Genomic DNA, 19,521 nt, shown 5'->3' on the forward strand with positions numbered 1-19,521 from the left:
TGCAACTTATCTCAAATAACAAAGCCCAGCCTTAATCTTTAAAGGCTGGGTTTATTCATCAATCAACACATTTGCTTACATTATTTCTTTTTATCATTAATTTCTTCAAAATCAGCATCAACAACATCATCATCCTTTGTATCTGTTTCAGTGTTTTCTGTTGCTGCTTGTGAAGCTTCATACATCGCTTGTCCAAGCTTCATACTAACTTCTGCTAATTTCTGCATCTTTGTTGTTACTTCTTCAGTATCGGTACCATCAAGTGCAGTCTTCAAATCAGATATTGCTGTTTCAATCTGTTCCTTTTCTTCAGAAGAAACCTTATCGCCATACTCTTTCAGCGATTTCTCAGTTGAATGCATAAGAGCTTCCGCTTGATTTCTCGCTTCAACACCTTCACGACGCTTTTTATCCTCGGCCGCATGCTCTTCTGCGTCTTTTACCATTTTTTCAATGTCAGCATCACTTAAACCACCTGATGCTTGAATACGTATCTGATGCTCTTTGCCCGTTCCTTTATCCTTGGCAGAAACATTGACAATACCATTTGCATCAATATCAAAAGTAACCTCAATCTGAGGCATACCACGCGGAGCTGGTGGAATACCAACAAGATCAAACTGAGCTAATAATTTGTTATCACTAGCCATTTCGCGTTCACCTTGGAATACACGAATAGTCACAGCATTTTGATTATCATCAGCCGTTGAAAAAACTTGCGATTTTTTCGTTGGAATAGTGGTATTGCGTTCAATAAGACGTGTAAAGACTCCCCCCAATGTTTCAATACCTAAAGATAAAGGTGTCACATCCAACAGCAATACATCTTTTACATCACCTTGCAATACCCCCCCTTGAATGGCAGCGCCCATAGCAACAACTTCATCAGGATTAACACCTTTGTGTGGATCTTTGCCAAAGAAGCTTTGAACAACTTCTTGAATCTTGGGCATACGTGTCATACCACCCACTAAAACAACTTCGTCAATCTCACCAGCTTTTAGTCCTGCATCTTTCAATGCGGCTTTACAAGGTTCGATAGTCCGTTGAACCAAATCATCAACGAGAGATTCAAATTTTGCCCGCGTTAGTTTCATCGTTAGGTGTTTTGGACCAGATTGATCAGCAGTAATAAATGGCAAATTAATTTCCGTTTGTTGTGAGGAAGAAAGCTCAATCTTTGCTTTTTCTGCCGCTTCTTTTAAGCGTTGCAATGCGAGCTTATCATTCTTTAGATCAATCCCTTGTTCTTTCTTGAATTCATCGGCAAAATAACCGACCAAGCGCATATCAAAATCTTCACCACCTAAAAACGTATCTCCATTGGTTGATTTCACTTCAAAAACGCCATCTCCAATTTCAAGGACAGAAATATCAAATGTACCACCACCAAGATCATAAACAGCAATGGTTTTTCCATCTTTTTTATCCAAACCATACGCTAAAGCTGCAGCTGTCGGCTCATTGATAATCCGTAAAACCTCTAATCCAGCAATTTTACCTGCATCTTTGGTAGCTTGGCGCTGTGCATCATTGAAATAAGCAGGAACCGTAATAACCGCTTGCTCAACTTTTTCACCAAGATAAGACTCGGCCGTTTCTTTCATCTTTTGCAAAATCATAGCGGAAATTTGTGACGGAGAATATTTCTTACCCGCTTCTTCAACCCATGCATCACCATTGTCACCTTTAACAATTTTATAAGGCACAAGCGCTTTATCTTTTTCAACCATGGGATCATCAAAACGGCGCCCAATTAAACGCTTAACCGCAAAAACCGTTCCTTCAGGGTTTGTTACCGCTTGCCGTTTAGCAGGTTGCCCAATAAGCCGCTCTCCACCATCCGTAAAAGCAACAACCGAAGGTGTTGTCCGCGCTCCTTCTGAATTTTCAATGACCTTTGCGTTTTTGCCATCCATAACAGCAACACAAGAGTTCGTTGTCCCTAAATCAATACCAATTACTTTTGCCATATTATATTCTCCATTTCAGCAAGCTACCTCAACCTTCATCAAGCATTTCTATAAGACAGCTCCTCATAACACTCAAAGCCTGCACCTCACTTCAAGTTACACAAACAATAAACTGCAAGTCGCAACAAGCCTTTCTGTCTCGTATATAAGAACAGGCTCTTATCGCTACAAGAGAGACATAAGAGAAACATTCTTAAAATAAAAATTTTCTTTTAAAATAGGCATTCTATTAACACGCAAACGCCCTTTTACTGATAAGACAGCATCATAGCATGTCTTTATTTACGATGTTCACAAACATATCAACCTATAAAATTGGAAAAATAAAAATTGCATCTTTTTCCTTAATCTCTCATAGCAACATGAGATCATGATAGGGAATTCCAATATCACTTAAAGGCAAATAACTTACACCACAAATATCACAATCTCTTTTAACCAAATATCTAGAATAACAATTTTTTACATGATCAATAAATGCGATGTTTTTTACACCCATCTCATCTATAGCGTTAAACATCATTTTTACACTGTCTGTGAAAATATCATCTGTCAATTTACTCTTACACAGCTCTGCTTTTGAGAGCTACGCTTTGAATAAGCCTAATCTCACTTTATTCTTCGGCAGATTAAATCCGCGAATAGAGCGAAAAATATCCTTTTGCCTTTAAATGCACCATTAAAGTCTAAAAGGTCCATACCTCCACTCCTTGATTCATATAACTCTAGCAATTCTTTCTTTTATTTTGAATAAAAACTCTGCTAAAAATGAAAGAAAGCATTCACAAGTGAATCTAAATAAAGGAGGGTAAAACAATGATCGTATTATTTATGGAGAAAACAAAAAAGCTCGTATCCCAATATAAAACTTACACACACTATCCATTCAAAAAAGTTATCACAAATATCGTGTGGGCTTTTCTTTTTGCTTGTATAGCCCACCCTGCAACCGCCCAACAATATAAGGTTGGAGACATAGAAATCCTTCACCCTTGGACGCGTGAAACACCTAGAGGTATAAAAGTTGGTAGCGGTTATCTCTACATCATTAATCATGGTAATCTCCCAGATCGTTTGATGTCTGTTTCAACAAAAGGAGTAAAAACAACAGAAATCCATTCCATGGCAGTTGTTAACGATATTATGAAAATGGAAAAAATGCACCATGGTATTGAAATTCCAGGCAATGGCGAAATAACCCTTAAACCTGGTGGTGATCATCTTATGTTCATGGGGCTTTCACAACCATTCAAACTAGGTGAAAAAATCAGTGCAAAATTGACGTTTGAGAAAGCAGGAACTGTTGACGTTGATTTCTCTGTAAATGCTATGGCAGGAAAATCACCTACCAAATCAATGCCTCATCACTAAGTTTTTTCATCTCTCTCCATCAAAAATAAACAGCGTGGAAATTTTTCCACGCTCCTTATTTTCATTTAACACTATAGAATAACAGACAGTAAAGAAATGAAAAACTTACTCTCTTTCTTCATTTAAGCGTGATTAATCTCAGGAATACGCAAAACTTGTCCAAGATAAATTTTATCAGGAGATTTTAGCATTGGCTTATTGGCTTCAAAAATAAATGTGTTTTTATCACCTTGCCCCTTTCCATAAATTTTTTCGGCAATCTTCCAAAGATTATCACCAGATTTAACCTCATAAAAGTGAGAAGCTTTTACAGGTGAAGTCTCTGTAACCTTTAATTGATCGATATCAACAGAAGAAATCCCTTGCGAATTACCAACAACCAAAAGAGCTTTTTCAAGCGTCTCTCTATCTGGAACCACACCACTCAAAATAGCTTTACCATTTTCAACCTGAATATTCACTCTTTCTGTATCAAGTTGGAAATTCTCGAATGCAGCTTTAAAGTCCTTCTCTTCTGGCTCATGATTTCCAATACCAAGCTTTTCGCCAACCGTTTTAATAAAATTAAACAATCCCATTATGCTCTCCTTTTGTGCAGTGGAAACAATTTTTTTGCACATATGTCACTACACTCTTTCCTTTGCTGTTAAAAACAGATAGGCGGTTTTTCTAAACTTCAACAATCAAAAATAAATTTGTTCAATTCTGAAACAAAACAATACTAAATTTTGAGAAAAAACATCTTAATAAAAATTTTCTCTTAAATGAAGGGATCTTTACATGCACAAAAACATTATAAAATTACAAAGATAAGGTAAGATTTTACCGTAAAAATGAAAGGGGGTTTACTTTGCTACAATTTGTACCACATTTGTTTTGCAAAAAAAATGTGAACTCCCATATAAATAGCGTGGATAGTTTGCTATTATAGCAATAGAAAGGTCTAAGAAGCCATGAAAGATACACCAACAATCACGCAAACCATTGTACTTGTTGATGATGATCGCAATATTTTGACATCTTTATCTTTTGCGCTTGAGACAGAAGGCTATCGGGTTGAAAGCTATACAGACGGAGCATCTGCACTCAAAGGTTTAACACTCCATCCCCCACATTTAGCTATTTTCGATATTAAAATGCCCCGAATGGATGGAATGGAGCTTTTGCGTCGATTGCGTCAAAAATCTGATATTCCTGTTATTTTTCTCACTTCTAAAGATGATGAAATTGATGAACTGTTTGGTCTTAAAATGGGAGCTGACGATTTTATTACCAAACCTTTCTCTCAACGTCTTCTCATTGAGCGTGTCAAAGCTATTTTGCGCCGTTCCAATGCGCGCAACCAACCGCTTGCAACAGGAACTTCTCCTACCTCTTCTCTTAAACGCGGAGATCTGGTGATGGATCAAGAACGTCATACCTGTACATGGAAAGATAAACCTGTTATTTTAACGGTCACGGAATTTTTGATTCTACAGACCCTAGCACAAAGACCAGGAGTAGTAAAAAGTCGTGATGCTTTGATGGATGCTGCTTATAGTGATCAAGTCTATGTAGATGACCGCACCATTGATAGTCACATTAAACGTCTGCGTAAAAAGTTTAAACAAGTGGATGATGATTTTGCAATGATTGAAACACTGTACGGTGTAGGCTATCGTTTCCACGAGGTATAAAACTCTTTTGTCGCAAAAGTTTGAACAGCGATCAAATCGATGACAAAAAATATTCAACTGGAAACTTTGCAAAAAACGACAAAAAAAAATGGTATTCTATCAACGCCGTTTCCTATGTCTGCTTATTTGCACCTTCGAGTACAACGTCTTCTTAGACAATTGCTTTTTTCTAGTCTCACACGCCGCATTGTCATATTAAATATTGCTGCTCTTGCTGTTCTGGTTACAGGTATTTTATACCTTAATCAATTCCGTGATGGTCTCATTGAAACGAAAATTAAAAGTTTATCCATCCAAGGAAAAATTATCGCTGGAGCCATTGCCGCTTCTGCAACGGTAGATACCAATTCTATCCTTATTGATCCACAAAAACTTTTAGAATTACACGCTGGTGAAAGCGTTACTCCTGCACCTCAATCAACCGATTCTTGGGATTTTCCCATTAACCCTGAACAAGTCGCCCCCCTTTTACGACGCCTCATCACACCAAAAACAACGAGAGCACGTATCTATGATCGTGATGCGACTTTACTTCTTGATTCGCGTGTTCTTTATTCTGGTGGTGAAGTTTTTAGCTATGACTTACCTCCACTTAAAACAGAACAAAACATGTGGGAACGCTTTTCCTCATGGTTTTCACGCACATTTTATGGTGATAATATTGCTCTTGGTAGAGAACAGGTAAAAAACAATGATATTGCTTACCCAGAAGTGTATCAAGCATTAAACGGATCTCTTGCTACTAATAAACGACGTAACAGACAAGGTCAACTCATCGTTTCCGTTGCCGTTCCTGTTCAACGCTATCGTGCAGTGGTCGGAGCACTTCTTCTTTCAACAACGGGTTCAGATATTGATAATATTGTAAAAGGCGAAAGATTGGTTATTGTTAAAGTCTTTATTGTGGTAGGAAGTGTGCTTTTGGTCCTTTCTCTCTTTTTAGCTCATACGATTGCACATCCCTTAAGCAAATTATCTGCCTCTGCTAATCGTGTGCGCAATGGCAATAATAAGCGCGTGGAAATTCCTGATTTTTCAATGCGTGAAGATGAAATTGGCCATCTTTCAACCTCTATTCGTGATATGACAAATGCCCTTTATATGCGTATTGAAGCCATTGAACGCTTTGCCGCTGATGTAAGTCATGAATTAAAAAATCCCCTCACCTCTCTACGCAGTGCCGTTGAAACACTTCCCTTAGCTAAAAATGAAGAAGCACGAGAACAATTGTTTGAAATTATTCAGCATGATGTGCGTCGTCTTGATCGTTTGATTTCCGATATTTCTGATGCTTCACGGCTGGATGCAGAACTTGCGCGTGAAACTGCACAGATCGTTGATATGAAACTGCTTTTGGAAAGCCTTGTTCATGCTGTTCAAGAAGTGTACCGTAATAGGCAAACTATTGATATAAGCCTTAATATTGTTCCGCGCCCTCATGGAAAAGCCTATCTCGTATTGGGACATGAACTTCGTTTGGGACAAGTTATGTCTAATCTTATTGAAAACGCACGTTCCTTTATTCCCCATGAGAGCGGTGAAATTTGTATAACTATGAAAAGTCATGCTTCAACTCTTATTTTAACTATTGAAGATAATGGACCTGGTATTCGCTCAGAAAATATTGAACACATTTTTGAACGTTTTTATACTGATCGACCAAATGAAGATAGTTTTGGTCAAAATTCAGGCCTCGGCCTTTCTATTAGTCGGCAAATCATTGAAGCTCATAATGGGACAATTAAAGCTGAAAATATTGTTGATCCAGAACTTGGAAATCGTAAAATGGGCGCACGTTTTATTATTATGCTTCCCCTCGTTAAATAAATTTTTATCCAGAGCAAAAAGCATGACAAAAAAAAATGAAATACTCCATGCAAATTGTCTTCAACTGGGAGGGAAAGGTCTGTTAATTATAGGTCCGTCGGGATCAGGAAAATCAACCCTTACTCTCTCGCTGCTTGAGCGTGCTGAATGGTCAAAACGCGAAGCAAAACTTATCAGTGATGATTATACAACGCTCCGCGCAGAAAATGGAAAACTTCACGGATATACTCCAGAAGGTTTGCAGGGCGGTATTGAGATTCGCGGTGCTGGCCTTTATATGATAGAGTTTGAAAAACAAACGATTATTGATTGCGTTATTCTTCTTGGCCCTGAATATGAACGTTTTTCCACAAATCAAACTTTTCAATTTGCAGATCTACACATTCCTCTTTTAAAGCTCCCAAGCCTTCATGAAGCTGATTGTACAGCTATTTGTCAGGCTATTGAAGCATTCTTTTTTAGAAAAATATGGCGTAAATCGGTCTAATTTTCTTTCAAATATAAAAAAATCTTCATTTTTGCCTTTTTTTTGTAAATTTTTCTTGGCAGCAGAATAAAGCTTTGTAAAATACGGTCTCCACCAATACGGTTGGATTTTTAGTGGACAGGAGTTTGTGTAAATGATTGGACTCGTGCTTGTAACGCACGGTGAGCTGGCTGTTGAATTTCTACATGCGGTGGAACATGTTGTTGGAACACAAGAAAAATTCGCAACAATATGTGTCTACCCTGATGATGACATAGATCAGCGCCGAGGTGATATTATCGCTGCCGTTTCCTCTACAGATACAGACCATGGCGTCATTATATTAACAGATGTATTCGGTGGAACACCTTCAAATATGGCTATTCCTGCTATTGAAAAAGGACGTGTTGAAATGATTTCAGGTGTTAATTTGCCTATGCTTATTAAGCTCATTTCTATTCGACAATGTCCTGATATTTCATTATCAGAAGCTTTAAAAATAGCACAAGAAGCAGGACGGAAATATATTAATGTACCAGTATAATTTTATAGCGGATAATTAACAACTAATGCTTTTAAAAGACCCTCTCCCCTCTAAAATAAGCCGTCATTTCAATATTTGTAATAAACGTGGGTTGCATGCACGTGCTTCTGCAAAATTTGTCCAAACTGTTGACAATTTTAATGCCATTGTTGAAGTCGAAAAAGATGGAAAAATCGTTGGTGGTTCATCAATCATGGGGCTTATGATGTTAGCAGCCTCCCGCGGTTGTAATCTCACTATTCGCGTTTGGGGACCAGAAGCAAATGATGCTCTCGATGCTCTTGAAAGACTCATCAATAATAAATTTGGAGAAGAAAACTAGATTTTACATTCCTTAAAAGATATATAACCATCTCTGAAACAAAGACTTCTTGCCATTATTATTTTGATTGGCTTCCTCATTATTCTTTAAAAATACCAGTATTTATATTCATTATCGATTAGGATTACGTTTATCATAAGCGTTTTTCTGGCAATTATGTTGTGCAAAATATTTGGTTCGTTTTCGTTCTCAATTCCCTTTGATTAATTTAAATATTCGTCACCCATTATAGCTGTTGTCATGCTTAATATTTATATTGAAGCCTTTCCAGTTAAAAAGGATTTTTATCGCTTACTGAATATGCCCACTTTATCTTAAGCTGAATTTTGGGTGTTTGTAGAGAGAAAACATAGGTAAATACGGTTATTATTGTTTCCATAAACATTCTTTTTTAAGTTTCACAAGCTCTATGAATTCAATCCAATAATTATAGAACAACCATTTTTTAGACATTATTTTTCTACAGAATTGCCGTATCCTTATTGGTGTGCTTCGCCTTTATCCGCTATTGTGCTTGCAATGGCAAATTTTCATTTTAAGGAGTTACTATGTCTCGCCTATTTAGTGCCCTTCAAATTCCTCAACAAACAACACAACAACTTGTATCGTTGCAAAATGGCTTACCAAATGCGCAGTGGATCAATCCGCAAAATTTTCACGTCACTTTGTCTTTTTTCGGTGAAGTTGAAAGTGCTACAGCAGATGCACTTATGCATGCCTTTGACACAATAAAGCTTCCTCCTTTTATGCTACAAATGAAAGGTTTTGACGTTTTTGGTTCAGAAAACGCTCCACATTCTCTTGTTGTTCGCATTGAACCTTGTGAAATTCTTAATCTTTTACACGAAAAGATGCAATGTATTCGTAGTCATTTGAGGCTAGAGCCTGATAAAAAACAATTTACTCCGCATATTACTGTTGCGCGACTGCTTGATATTAAGTCTGAAGATCTTCCTCTTTATCTGTCCTCTCGGGGTAATTTTTCATTTCCTCCCTTTGATGTTGATCATTTTGTTTTATTTTTATCGCCATCCCCCTCAAGCGATGCTCCATATATTGTAAAAGGAAGTTGGCCACTTCAAAGGTAAAAGGGTGTTTTAACACCCTTTTAGAGCTCTTTTTTATAATGCTTTACGAGTAGGAGATTCGTTCTCTAAGTTCTGTTTCTTTGTTTAAAGTATTACTATTGATACGTTTTAAGCCGAATCAGATTCAACAGAAGGGTTTTTCGTTCCTCCTTTGGCAACACCCACTATAGCCGGACGTAAAACGCGTTCACCGATAATATAACCTGCCTGAACAACTTGCTGAACGGTATTATCTGGCACATCAGTATTAGGGATTTCAAACATCGCTTGATGAAAGTGAGGATCAAATTTTTGCCCTTCTGGGTGAATTTTTTGTACTCCGTGACGTTCTAGCGCTGCTATCATGGCACGTTCAGTCATTTCCACACCTTCAGCTAATGTTTTCAAACCAGCATCATTTTCCTTTGCCCCTTCTGGAATCGCTTCCAAAGCACGATTAAGGTTATCCGAAACAGATAACATGTCACGAGCAAAATTGGCAATTGAATAGGTCCTAGCATCTGCTACATCACGCGCTGTACGGCGTCGAAGATTTTCCATATCTGCTGCAAGACGTAAAAGTTGATCTTTCAGCTCTTTATTTTCTTCCTGTAAAGCAACCACAGGATCAATAGATTCCTTTTTATCCTCTTCAACCTCTGCGCACGCCTCGGCTTTACGTGTTTTTAAAAAAGCATCAGCAGCTTTTTTAAGTGCATCACGATCAGCTGGATTTTTCAAATCGCAATTTTCAAATGAAGCATCAGTCACTTTGTTTTTTTCATCAGACATAAAAATTCCATTCCTTCATAAGATTTGTTATTCTCGATATCGAAATTTTGTAGACAAAAATCAAGGGGTATTTACACAATCTTCGTATAACGAATGCCTCTATTATAAATAAACACTCGATTATTTTAACGCAACAACTGTGATACAAGTTGTGCCGTATAATCAACCATAGGAACAATCCTTGCATAATTAAGCCGTGTGGGCCCAATAACGCCTAAAGCACCGATAACTCTCTGCTTTGAATCACGATAAGGCGCTACCACTAAAGAGGAACCAGAAAGCGAAAACAATTTATTTTCTGAACCAATAAAGATACGAACTCCCGAACCTTCATCCGTTAAATCAAGAAGCTGTGCCATACTTTCACGCGTTTCAAGATCATCAAACAGATGCCGTAACCGTTCTAAATCTTCTTCTGCCTTCACATCCTCAAGCAAATTGCTGCGCCCACGCACAATAAGATGTATTTTATGATCAGCATCTTCTCCTCCTAGGAGGGCTAACCCCGTTTCTACAAGATGATGAGACAAATGATCGAGCGCAGCTCGTGTTTCTGCGCATAAACGCGCAATTTCTTCTTTAGCTTCACGCAATGTGCACCCTTGAATATGGGCGTTGAGAAAATTCGTTGCTTCTGTCAATTGTGCATGGGTAACCCCTTCCGGTAAGTGAACAATACGATTTTCAACCTCACCTTGTTGGGTGACCAAAACAGCAAGAGCATGTTCTCTATCAAGGCGCACAAACTCAATATGCTTTAACGTCCCTTCATATTTCGTTGCCAAAACAAGCCCTGCACCACGTGAAAGATCTGAAAGAACGCGACTTGCTTGAATAAGAAAATGTTCAACAGATTGTGCGTGACCAGCCTCTTTTACTTGCATTTCAATATTTTCACGCTCCTCATTTGGTAAATCACCGGCTTCCATAAATGCATCAACAAAAAATCGTAAACCTGATTGTGTCGGCATTCGCCCTGCAGAAACATGAGGTGCATAAATTAAACCAAGATGCTCAAGATCACTCATCACATTGCGAATCGTTGCCGGTGATAATGTCTGACGCAAAAGCTTTGAAAGATTTCGTGATCCTACAGGTTCACCATCATTAAGATAGGCTTCCACAATATGGCGAAAGATATCCCGCGAACGCTCATCAAGATATTTTAATTCATCATCAATAGGTTTGTGCTTCATCACAATTGTTTCATTACTTTAGACACCTCTCTCTTATATAAGTTTTTCTAGGGTTTGGTCAAATAGTCTAAAGTAGTGTAACTATCATATATTTATCATAAAAATGCTATCATCAAAAAAATAGACCGTCTATATGTCTTTCGTTGTCATCGCAAAATATGAAAAATTTCATTTGAGTAGAATAATAAACATACAAAAGATGGTATCATATAAAATCTGGCAGAATTTGTATATATAAGCATTTTTGTTAATTTTTAGCATGAAATAGCCCTCTCTTTTCACTTCTGGAGAAATATATGAGAAACATAGCAACCAAAAAACTTGTCATTGCAACACATAACACTGGTAAATTGCATGAAATTTCCACTTTGGTTGCTCCATTCGGTTTAACAATACAATCTGCAAAAGAGCTTGGATTGCCAGAGCCCAAAGAAACCGGTACAACATTTGAAGAAAATGCTTATATAAAAGCCTTTGCAGCAGCAAAAAATACAGGACTTCCTGCTCTTTCTGATGATTCAGGCTTGGAGGTAGATGCATTGGGGGGTGCACCAGGTGTTTATACAGCAGACCTTGCTCTTCAACCCGATGGCACACGTGATTTTTCAAAAGCTATGCAAAAAATAGAAGATGAACTCCAAAAAAATGGAGCGCATGAAAAAAGCCAACGAAAATGCCGATTTATATCTGTTATTTGCATTGCATGGCCCGATGCTCACGCAGATTATTTTCGCGGGTGCGTTGAAGGGTCATTCATTTGGCCTCCACGGGGAGATAAAGGTTTTGGTTTTGACCCCATTTTTTTACCGAATGGATATGCCAACACTTTTGGAGAAATGTCAACAGAGCAAAAACATGGCTGGAAACTCAATGATACAGCACCTCCCCTTTCTCATCGTGCACGCGCCTTCAAACTTTTAGCTGAAAATCTTTTGATACTCTCATGAATGAACCTTTTGGTATTTATTTTCACTGGCCCTTTTGTGCTGCAAAATGTCCTTATTGTGATTTTAACTCACACGTTCGCATCCATGGAGTTGATCAATCACGTTTTGTAACCGCCTTTGAACGTGAAATAGAAACACAATACCATAAAATCGGTCCACGTCACATTACTAGTATTTTTATTGGTGGAGGAACTCCCTCTCTTATGACTCCCCAAACTGTTGATGCCTTATTGCAAGCACTGGCAAAAAAATGGACAATCGATGATAAAGTGGAAATCACATTAGAAGCCAACCCTTCAAGTGTGGAAGCAGAACGTTTTCGCGGATATCGTGCAGCAGGTGTTAACCGCTTATCTCTAGGGGTACAGGCACTCAATGATAAAGCACTGCGACAACTTGGACGCCTCCATGATGTGCAACAAGCTCTTCATGCTATTGCTTTAGCACGGGAAATCTTTCCGCGTTTATCCTTTGATCTCATTTATGCACGCCCCGGACAAACGCTTGAACAATGGAAATGTGAACTTTTTCAAGCCATTGATTTAGCAGCCGATCATCTTTCTCTTTATCAACTAACTATCGAGGAAGGAACAGCTTTTAAACGGCTTTATGATGCAGGAAGACTTATCCTTCCTGCATCAGAACTGGCAGCAGACCTCTATCATCTAACCCAAGAAATAACCACACAACATGGACTGCCAGCTTATGAGATCTCAAATCATGCAATGCCTGGTGCCGAATCAGCACATAATCTTCTCTATTGGCGTTATCACGAATATGCAGGCTTTGGTCCAGGGGCCCATGGACGCTTTATTGAGCATGTACCAAATCATTCCTCCCTCTCTTCAAACTCTTCAAAAATAACCGACCCTCAAATTGAAAACCGTAAACGTTATGTGACAATCAATGAAAAATATCCCGAACATTGGCTTGAATTGGTAGAAAGAACAGGACATGGCTGTATTGAAACCGAACAATTGACTTTTAAGCAACAAGCAAATGAAATGCTTCTTATGGGGTTGCGTCTTTGTGAAGGTTTGGATCTCTCACGTTATGAAACTTTAAATTCCAAAAGTTTACCAATAGAAAAACTTATCGATTTACAACAAAAAGGTCTGGTAAAAATGCTAGGAAACCAACGCCTAAAAGCGACAAACAAAGGACGAATCCTTCTTGATCATATCATCTGCCAATTGGCAAATTAAAATCTTTATAGTTCCAACCTATAAGCATATCAATTGTGACATAATATTTATGGTTTTCAGTGTATAATAAAGATGTTTTTGAAAAAATGATTGCCTCTTTTTTACGCAAAAAAATCAATGATGAAACGTTCATAAATAGCTGTAAGAGTTTCCATTGCATCAAGAGCTACACATTCATCAACCATATGCATAGTTTGCCCTGGTAAACCAAATTCAACCACTGGGCAATAATCTTTAATAAATCGTGCATCCGAAGTTCCCCCTGACGTAGAACATTCTGGTATATGCCCTGTTATGCTTTTAATAGCATTTGATAATGTGAGAACCAATTTATCATTTTGGGTCAAAAAAACATCGCCCAAACCTGGAATCCATTCAAGTTGATAATAGGGTAACTGTTCACCGTTGTTTTTTGATTGTACTAAAGTGAGACGTTTTTCAATTTCCCTCATCACTGTTTCTTTTGTCCAAAGATCATTGTAGCGGATATTAAAACGGATAATTGTTTGTGCTGGAATCACATTTACTGCAGGGTTACCCGTGTCAATGGTCGTTAATTCCAAATTACTTGGTTGAAAATTCTCTGTCCCTTGATCTAAAGGCGTTTTTGTCAAAGCTTGAATCAGCCTACTTACTAAAGGCAATGGATTGGCTGCCCGCTCAGGAAAAGCAACATGTCCTTGACGACCTTTTACAGTAATAATACCAGAAATTGACCCTCGACGACCAATTTTTATCACATCACCAACAGCCTTTACACTCGTTGGTTCACCTACAAGCGCAGCAGTCCATTTTTCGCCTTTTTGCTCTGCCCATTTAAGAAGCTTTACTGTACCGTTCAGTGCAGGACCTTCTTCATCACCGGTAATCAGAAGACTGACCATTCCTTTAATGGACCGTTTTTCAAAAACTCGAGCAAGTGCTGCAACAAAACAAGCAATCCCACCCTTCATATCAACAGCACCCCGCCCATATAATTTCCCTTGATCTACCACAGCCTCAAAAGGAGGATAAGTCCAGTGTTCCAATGTCCCTGGTGGTACAACATCCGTATGGCCCGCAAACATAAGATGTGGCCCTTCTTTACCTATTTTGGCATAAAGATTTTCAACATCTTCTGTATTTTCATCAGAAAAAATAGGACGCTCAACACAAAAACCCATTCTTTCTAAAAACTGTTCCAAAATTGATAAAACACCCGCTTCATGCGGTGTCACAGAAGGGCAACGAATAAGTGCCTGTAATAACTGGAGTGGATCTGTAAGAACAGGCATAAATAACTCTTCCAATCTGAATTTTAAGAATTGTCAAAGATTATTAAGCTGAATTACAAAAAAGATAAAGCAAAAACATTGAAGACACTCAGCAAACTAAGCAGGGGAAGACAATTTTGCTGAGGCTTCAATGAATTCCTCATCATGCGATGAGATAACCATATAATGAAATATCCAATAAAAAGTTCCGTCGAATATTGTCTTCTTCAAATCTCTTTTTATACTTCCAACTTAGAGGAATGAAAATTGATTGCTTGCAGCTTATAACCATTTTCTTTCAACCAAGCGCGATATGTTTTACTGTTGGGGCAAAGTTTTTCACAAAGAGCCCAAAATTTGGGTCCGTGATTCATTTCAATAAGATGGGCAACCTCATGCGCAACAACATATTCAACAACTTCTTTTGGCGCCATAATAAGACGCCACGAGAAAGAGAGATTCCCTCTTATTGAACAAGAACCCCAACGACTTTTTGTATCTTTATAACAAATTGACTTCACTTTACGCTCTACTTTATGTGCATAATGCCCCACTAATGGCGTTATAATGAGCGCAGCTTGTTTTTTTAACATATCAGAAATACGTCTTGGCAAATATTCTAATTGACCATAAACAATAATTTGAGGCTCCTGTCTCATATCCCCTGTAATGATTTCTGTTATTCCACGTCCCTTTTCATGCCTTATAGTATGTGCAACACCTAATATAGGAATTGTTGTCCCCTCTTTGAGATAAGAATTTTCATGAAAAATGTGTACACGAGAAAGACGTGTCTCAATCCAAGAACGATGCTTTTCAATAAAATCTTGAATCAAACAAGGACTTATTGCTGGTGGCACCGTCACATAAATCTCCTGACCACTTGCATCAATACGTAATGTAAGACGGCACGCATGCTTACGTTCGCGCACACGTAGAGGTATCATGCGATCAGAGAAAATAAAATGTTCATAAACCGTCATATATTATGTCTTTAATATTGGGAAATTTGACCCTTATCCTGCATGAATTTGATCAATGAGTGACCTCAACACTCTTTCAAGACATTCCAAATCTTGTGGGCGCGAAAAACGATGATCGGCATCACGAACAAGTGTCAATGTCACATCATGTAAAGGCAAATGATTAAGTAACGTTAATGTATGCTGATAGGGTATCTCATTGTCTTCCATCCCTTGTAGAATATGAATCGGACAGCCAACATCAATGCATCCCTTCATAACACAATTGTCTCGTCCATCTTCAATAAACACTTTTGTAAAGGGCATTGGCTCCTCATCATCATTATCCGCAGGTCGTTCAATATATCCTTTTTCTTCTAAAATTTTCCATTCCACTGGCCCTAATTCTGGTTCCACCAAAGTTTTTGTAAAATCAGGAGCTGGTGCAATCAATATCATGCCAGCAAGCTTCTTATTTTTCTGCGCTAACATCATAGCGAGCCTTAGTGCAATCCATCCCCCCATAGAGGTACCAATCAAAATTTGCGGTCCTTCACAATAGGTTTCAAAAGCCGCTAAACTTTCGCTCACCCAACGTGAAATCGTACCTTGAAAAAAATCACCCTCCGATTCTCCATGGCCAGAGTAATCAAAACGCAAACAAGACAAATCATTCTTTTGGGCAAACTGGTCAATCAACGTCGCCTTACTTCCCAACATATCGGATTGATAGCCATGAAGCCAAACCAAACCCGGAGAATGATGTCCCTTGCGATGACGTACGGCAAGAGAAGTGCCTTCATATGAAAAAAATTGGCAAGGAATATTTTGATCCATGTTTCTTTTCCTTTGTTAAACATTTTTATTTTATTAATAAAGTAAAAATTTTTATCTTCAAAATTATAAATCAAATATGAAAAAAGCACGAATCCTAGTTGTTTTTCTGTGTATAATTGTATATTAAATTACGTTCTAGATGAATCGAAATTAAGGAGCATAAACCATTCGCAAACCATTTAAAATAACACCTACCCAGAAAGATGGGCCACGTGCAAATCAAGACATTCGGGTCCCTCGTGTTCAACTTATCAATGATGAAGGACAACATCAAGGAGTGGTTCCAATACAAGAGGCTCTTGCTATGGCTGCAGAAGCTGGACTTGATTTGGTTGAAATTGTACCAAATGCTGAACCTCCTGTGTGTAAAATCATTGATTTGGGTAAATTAAAATATCAGACCCAAAAAAAAGCAGCTGAAACACGCAAAAAACAAAAAATCATTGAAATTAAAGAAATTAAGATGCGTCCAAATGTTGATGTTCATGATTATGACGTAAAACTCAAAGCTATTCACCGCTTTATTGGTAATGGTGATAAAGTGAAGATTACTTTGCGTTTTCGCGGTCGTGAAATGGCACACCAAGATCTTGGATTAAAACTTCTTCAGCGGGTTAAAGAAGATACAAGTGAAATCGCTAAAATCGAATCTGAGCCAAAACTGGAAGGGCGTCAAATGATGATGGTAATAGCAGCTAAATGATTTTTTATTGAAATCGTATATAGAATATCTAAAGTTGCATGTGCGGCACATTGTACAGGCACCACAGTTTGTTGTGGTGCTTTTTAATTGGGTGAAGAGTGTAGTAAACTCCTTGACTTTAAAAAAAATATTTTCTCGAAAGAATTGAATAACTTGAAGTAAGAGAGCTTCAAGCTTGCATAAAATAGCGATAAAATATAAAAGCCCTTCATGACAAAAAAACAAATCTCCGCTTTTGATAAATATCTCATTATTCGTCTTTTACGAGAAAATTTTCATAAACATGCACGTTGGTATGGTACTGCTATTTTTTCAATGATTATTATTGCCTGTACAACTGCTGCCAGTGCATGGATTATGCGGGACGTTGTTAATTATATCATTGATGGAAAGAATTTTGCCATGATTGTTTTAATTTCTGGCATCATCGCTTTCATTTTTATCCTCAAAGGAATTGCCACTTTTGCCCAAACTTACTTTTTAAGCAAAGCAGGCAACAGTATTGTTGCTGAACAACAGCGTAAAATTTACGCGCGTCTTATGGAACAGGGAGTTTCTTTTTATCACAATAATACTTCATCTGATCTTCTTGTCCGAGTAACCCATAATGCTACAGCAGTGCGCAATATCATTGATACAATTATTACAACTTTTGTGCGTGATTTGCTTTCCGTTATTGGCTTATTGCTTGTCATGCTTATTCAAAATTTTACCTTAATCGCCATTACTTTAATAGTAGGACAATTGGCTTTTTTAGGAGTTCGAATGGCTTTAAAACGTATTCGCAGCCTTGTCGAAAAAGAACTCCTCTCGCTTGGTGAAATTATCAAAATTATACAAGAAAGCTCTATCGGTATTCGAGTCATCAAAGCTTTTTCATTAGAAGATCTCATGAAAAAACGTATGAATAATGCCATTAGTAATGTTGAAAAACAAGCAAACACTATTGCAAAACTGCAAGCCATTACAAATCCGATTATGGAAACACTCACTGGTATTGCTATTGCCGGTATTATCTGTTTTTCCGGTTATCTTGCAACCCAACATGCAGGTGTTCAAGGTGAATTTATGTCCTTTATTGTCGCCTTACTTCTCGCTTATGAACCTGCAAAAAGACTAGCAAATGTACGAGTCAAAATTGAAGCTGGTTTGGTTAATATTCGCACAATGTTTGAGATACTAGATCATCCTCTTGTGGTTATAGAACATGAAAATGCTAAAGATCTGAATAAAACGCCAGGGAGTATCCGTTTTGAAGATGTTTCTTTTTCATATACGGATGAGAAAATGGTGTTGAAAAACATCAATCTAGAAATAGAACCTCAAAAAATGACAGCGTTGGTGGGACCATCGGGTTCAGGAAAATCAACCCTTATCAACCTTATTATGCGCCTTTATGACCCAACAAAGGGACGCATTTTGATTAATGATCAAGATATACGCTATACGACATTTCGTTCCTTGAGAAACCTAATGGCTTATGTAGGACAAGATACTTTTCTCTTTCAGGGAACCGTTAGATATAATATCGGTCTTGGAAGAGAAGGCGCTAGTGATAACGATATTATTAAAGCAGCAAAAACAGCCAATGCTCACGACTTTATTATGGAACTGCCAAATGGCTATGATACCCAAATTGGCGATAATGGCTGTAAACTTTCAGGTGGGCAAAAACAACGACTCGCCATCGCTAGAGCAATGCTTCATGATAGTGAAGTTCTCATTCTCGATGAAGCAACAAGTGCATTAGATTCGCAGACAGAAGCACAAATTAATGAAACACTCCATCACCTCACCAAAGGGCGTACAACTATTGTTATTGCCCATCGCCTCTCAACAATTGCTCGCGCTGATAAAATTGTTGTTATAAAAAATGGTCAATTAATGGAACAAGGCAGCCAACAAGAGTTGCTAGCAAAGGAAGATGGTTTTTACAAAAAACTTCACAATATCCAATTCAAAAAACAGAAGCCATAATCTCTAAGCTTTAAATAAGGTTTGAGATAAAAAAAGAAGAAAGAATTATTTCTCTTTGTAAAAAAGTGAGAGATATCATGGAAAATTATTATAATTAAGCACAGCCATGATGGAAAAAGGGAGGAATTTATCATAAAACTTCTTACTGTAAAAAATATCTTGGACCAATTTTTGCGTTTTATTCTCACATCTGGAAAGAAAAATGATGTGATTCAAGCATCTTAGTTCCTTCAAATATTTGAAAATACCGATATTCTTACTGAAACAATATATTGTTTATAATAATATTAGCGTTATTCATATCGAATGAGAGCCTTCAATATCGTAAAATTTCTTCATTTCAAATCTCTCTATGCTGTATCAATCAAAATCACTTGCTTGCACGTCACAAGCGGGATTGATG

At 37.7% G+C, this 19,521-nt stretch carries 18 protein-coding genes; 11 read left to right on the top strand and 7 right to left on the bottom strand.

What is annotated here, in order from left to right; genetic code table 11:
* Nucleotides 1-80: 80 nt before the first annotated feature.
* On the bottom strand, nucleotides 81-1,973 hold the full coding sequence (gene dnaK, locus BN202_RS03745; protein ID WP_019219195.1) for a molecular chaperone DnaK: 1,893 nt from the start codon (nucleotides 1,971-1,973) through the stop codon (nucleotides 81-83).
* A gap of 816 nt (nucleotides 1,974-2,789) precedes the next feature.
* Here dnaK and BN202_RS03755 point away from each other — a divergent pair.
* The gene (locus BN202_RS03755; protein ID WP_019219198.1) at nucleotides 2,790-3,344 is read left to right on the top strand and encodes a copper chaperone PCu(A)C; all 555 of its coding nucleotides are present in this window, start codon (nucleotides 2,790-2,792) and stop codon (nucleotides 3,342-3,344) included.
* 122 nt (nucleotides 3,345-3,466) lie between these two features.
* Here the strand turns inward: BN202_RS03755 and lysM are convergent, their stop codons facing one another.
* Nucleotides 3,467-3,922, bottom strand: a complete 456-nt coding sequence (gene lysM, locus BN202_RS03760) for a peptidoglycan-binding protein LysM (RefSeq protein WP_034987406.1) — start codon at nucleotides 3,920-3,922, stop codon at nucleotides 3,467-3,469.
* Between the two features lie 375 nt (nucleotides 3,923-4,297).
* Between lysM and BN202_RS03765 the strand changes: the two genes are divergently transcribed.
* The 6 genes from BN202_RS03765 to thpR all read left to right on the top strand — a co-directional run bounded on the left by BN202_RS03765 (nucleotide 4,298) and on the right by thpR (nucleotide 9,267).
* The gene (locus BN202_RS03765; protein ID WP_006590020.1) at nucleotides 4,298-5,020 is read left to right on the top strand and encodes a response regulator transcription factor; all 723 of its coding nucleotides are present in this window, start codon (nucleotides 4,298-4,300) and stop codon (nucleotides 5,018-5,020) included.
* Between the two features lie 39 nt (nucleotides 5,021-5,059).
* On the top strand, nucleotides 5,060-6,847 hold the full coding sequence (locus tag BN202_RS03770; protein WP_019219200.1) for a sensor histidine kinase: 1,788 nt from the start codon (nucleotides 5,060-5,062) through the stop codon (nucleotides 6,845-6,847).
* Between the two features lie 22 nt (nucleotides 6,848-6,869).
* Nucleotides 6,870-7,334 (top strand): HPr kinase/phosphatase C-terminal domain-containing protein, encoded by a 465-nt coding sequence (locus tag BN202_RS03775; RefSeq protein ID WP_019219201.1) that lies wholly within the window; start codon nucleotides 6,870-6,872, stop codon nucleotides 7,332-7,334.
* Between the two features lie 133 nt (nucleotides 7,335-7,467).
* Nucleotides 7,468-7,857: a PTS sugar transporter subunit IIA gene (locus BN202_RS03780; RefSeq protein ID WP_019219202.1), complete on the top strand. Its 390-nt coding sequence runs from the start codon at nucleotides 7,468-7,470 to the stop codon at nucleotides 7,855-7,857.
* 25 nt (nucleotides 7,858-7,882) lie between these two features.
* Entirely contained in the window at nucleotides 7,883-8,179 is a 297-nt protein-coding gene (locus BN202_RS03785; protein ID WP_019219203.1) for an HPr family phosphocarrier protein, read from the top strand.
* A gap of 548 nt (nucleotides 8,180-8,727) precedes the next feature.
* A complete protein-coding gene (gene thpR / locus BN202_RS03790) occupies nucleotides 8,728-9,267 on the top strand; it encodes an RNA 2',3'-cyclic phosphodiesterase (protein WP_019219204.1) in 540 nt (179 codons plus the stop codon).
* Between the two features lie 108 nt (nucleotides 9,268-9,375).
* On the opposite strand, the gene grpE is transcribed toward thpR, so the two are convergent.
* Both grpE and hrcA read right to left on the bottom strand, forming a co-directional pair.
* Nucleotides 9,376-10,038: a nucleotide exchange factor GrpE gene (grpE, locus tag BN202_RS03795; protein WP_019219205.1), complete on the bottom strand. Its 663-nt coding sequence runs from the start codon at nucleotides 10,036-10,038 to the stop codon at nucleotides 9,376-9,378.
* A 125-nt stretch (nucleotides 10,039-10,163) separates the two neighbouring features.
* Nucleotides 10,164-11,234 carry a heat-inducible transcriptional repressor HrcA gene (hrcA, locus tag BN202_RS03800; protein WP_019219206.1) on the bottom strand — a complete coding sequence of 357 codons (1,071 nt, stop codon included), beginning with the start codon at nucleotides 11,232-11,234 and terminating at the stop codon, nucleotides 10,164-10,166.
* A gap of 296 nt (nucleotides 11,235-11,530) precedes the next feature.
* Here hrcA and BN202_RS03805 point away from each other — a divergent pair, with 296 nt between their 5' ends.
* Nucleotides 11,531-12,181, top strand: a complete 651-nt coding sequence (locus BN202_RS03805) for a non-canonical purine NTP pyrophosphatase (RefSeq protein WP_019219207.1) — start codon at nucleotides 11,531-11,533, stop codon at nucleotides 12,179-12,181.
* Nucleotides 12,178-13,386 carry a radical SAM family heme chaperone HemW gene (gene hemW / locus BN202_RS03810; protein ID WP_019219208.1) on the top strand — a complete coding sequence of 403 codons (1,209 nt, stop codon included), beginning with the start codon at nucleotides 12,178-12,180 and terminating at the stop codon, nucleotides 13,384-13,386. Before BN202_RS03805 ends, hemW begins: the two co-directional genes overlap by 4 nt.
* A 101-nt stretch (nucleotides 13,387-13,487) precedes the next feature.
* Here the strand turns inward: hemW and dapE are convergent, their stop codons facing one another.
* The 3 genes from dapE to BN202_RS03825 form a co-directional block, all read right to left on the bottom strand.
* Nucleotides 13,488-14,660, bottom strand: coding sequence for a succinyl-diaminopimelate desuccinylase (gene dapE / locus BN202_RS03815; RefSeq protein ID WP_019219210.1), 1,173 nt, complete (start codon nucleotides 14,658-14,660; stop codon nucleotides 13,488-13,490).
* A gap of 218 nt (nucleotides 14,661-14,878) precedes the next feature.
* Nucleotides 14,879-15,622, bottom strand: a complete 744-nt coding sequence (locus BN202_RS03820; protein WP_019219211.1) for a M48 family metallopeptidase — start codon at nucleotides 15,620-15,622, stop codon at nucleotides 14,879-14,881.
* 33 nt (nucleotides 15,623-15,655) lie between these two features.
* Nucleotides 15,656-16,438: an alpha/beta hydrolase gene (locus tag BN202_RS03825; protein ID WP_019219212.1), complete on the bottom strand. Its 783-nt coding sequence runs from the start codon at nucleotides 16,436-16,438 to the stop codon at nucleotides 15,656-15,658.
* 184 nt (nucleotides 16,439-16,622) lie between these two features.
* Between BN202_RS03825 and infC the strand changes: the two genes are divergently transcribed.
* Both infC and BN202_RS03835 read left to right on the top strand, forming a co-directional pair.
* The gene (infC, locus tag BN202_RS03830; RefSeq protein ID WP_034987237.1) at nucleotides 16,623-17,141 is read left to right on the top strand and encodes a translation initiation factor IF-3; all 519 of its coding nucleotides are present in this window, start codon (nucleotides 16,623-16,625) and stop codon (nucleotides 17,139-17,141) included.
* Nucleotides 17,142-17,351: 210 nt separating this feature from the next.
* Nucleotides 17,352-19,118: an ABC transporter ATP-binding protein gene (locus BN202_RS03835; RefSeq protein ID WP_019219214.1), complete on the top strand. Its 1,767-nt coding sequence runs from the start codon at nucleotides 17,352-17,354 to the stop codon at nucleotides 19,116-19,118.
* Nucleotides 19,119-19,521: the final 403 nt, after the last annotated feature.

Source organism: Bartonella florencae, from assembly GCF_000312525.1.
Lineage (GTDB): Bacteria > Pseudomonadota > Alphaproteobacteria > Rhizobiales > Rhizobiaceae > Bartonella > Bartonella florencae.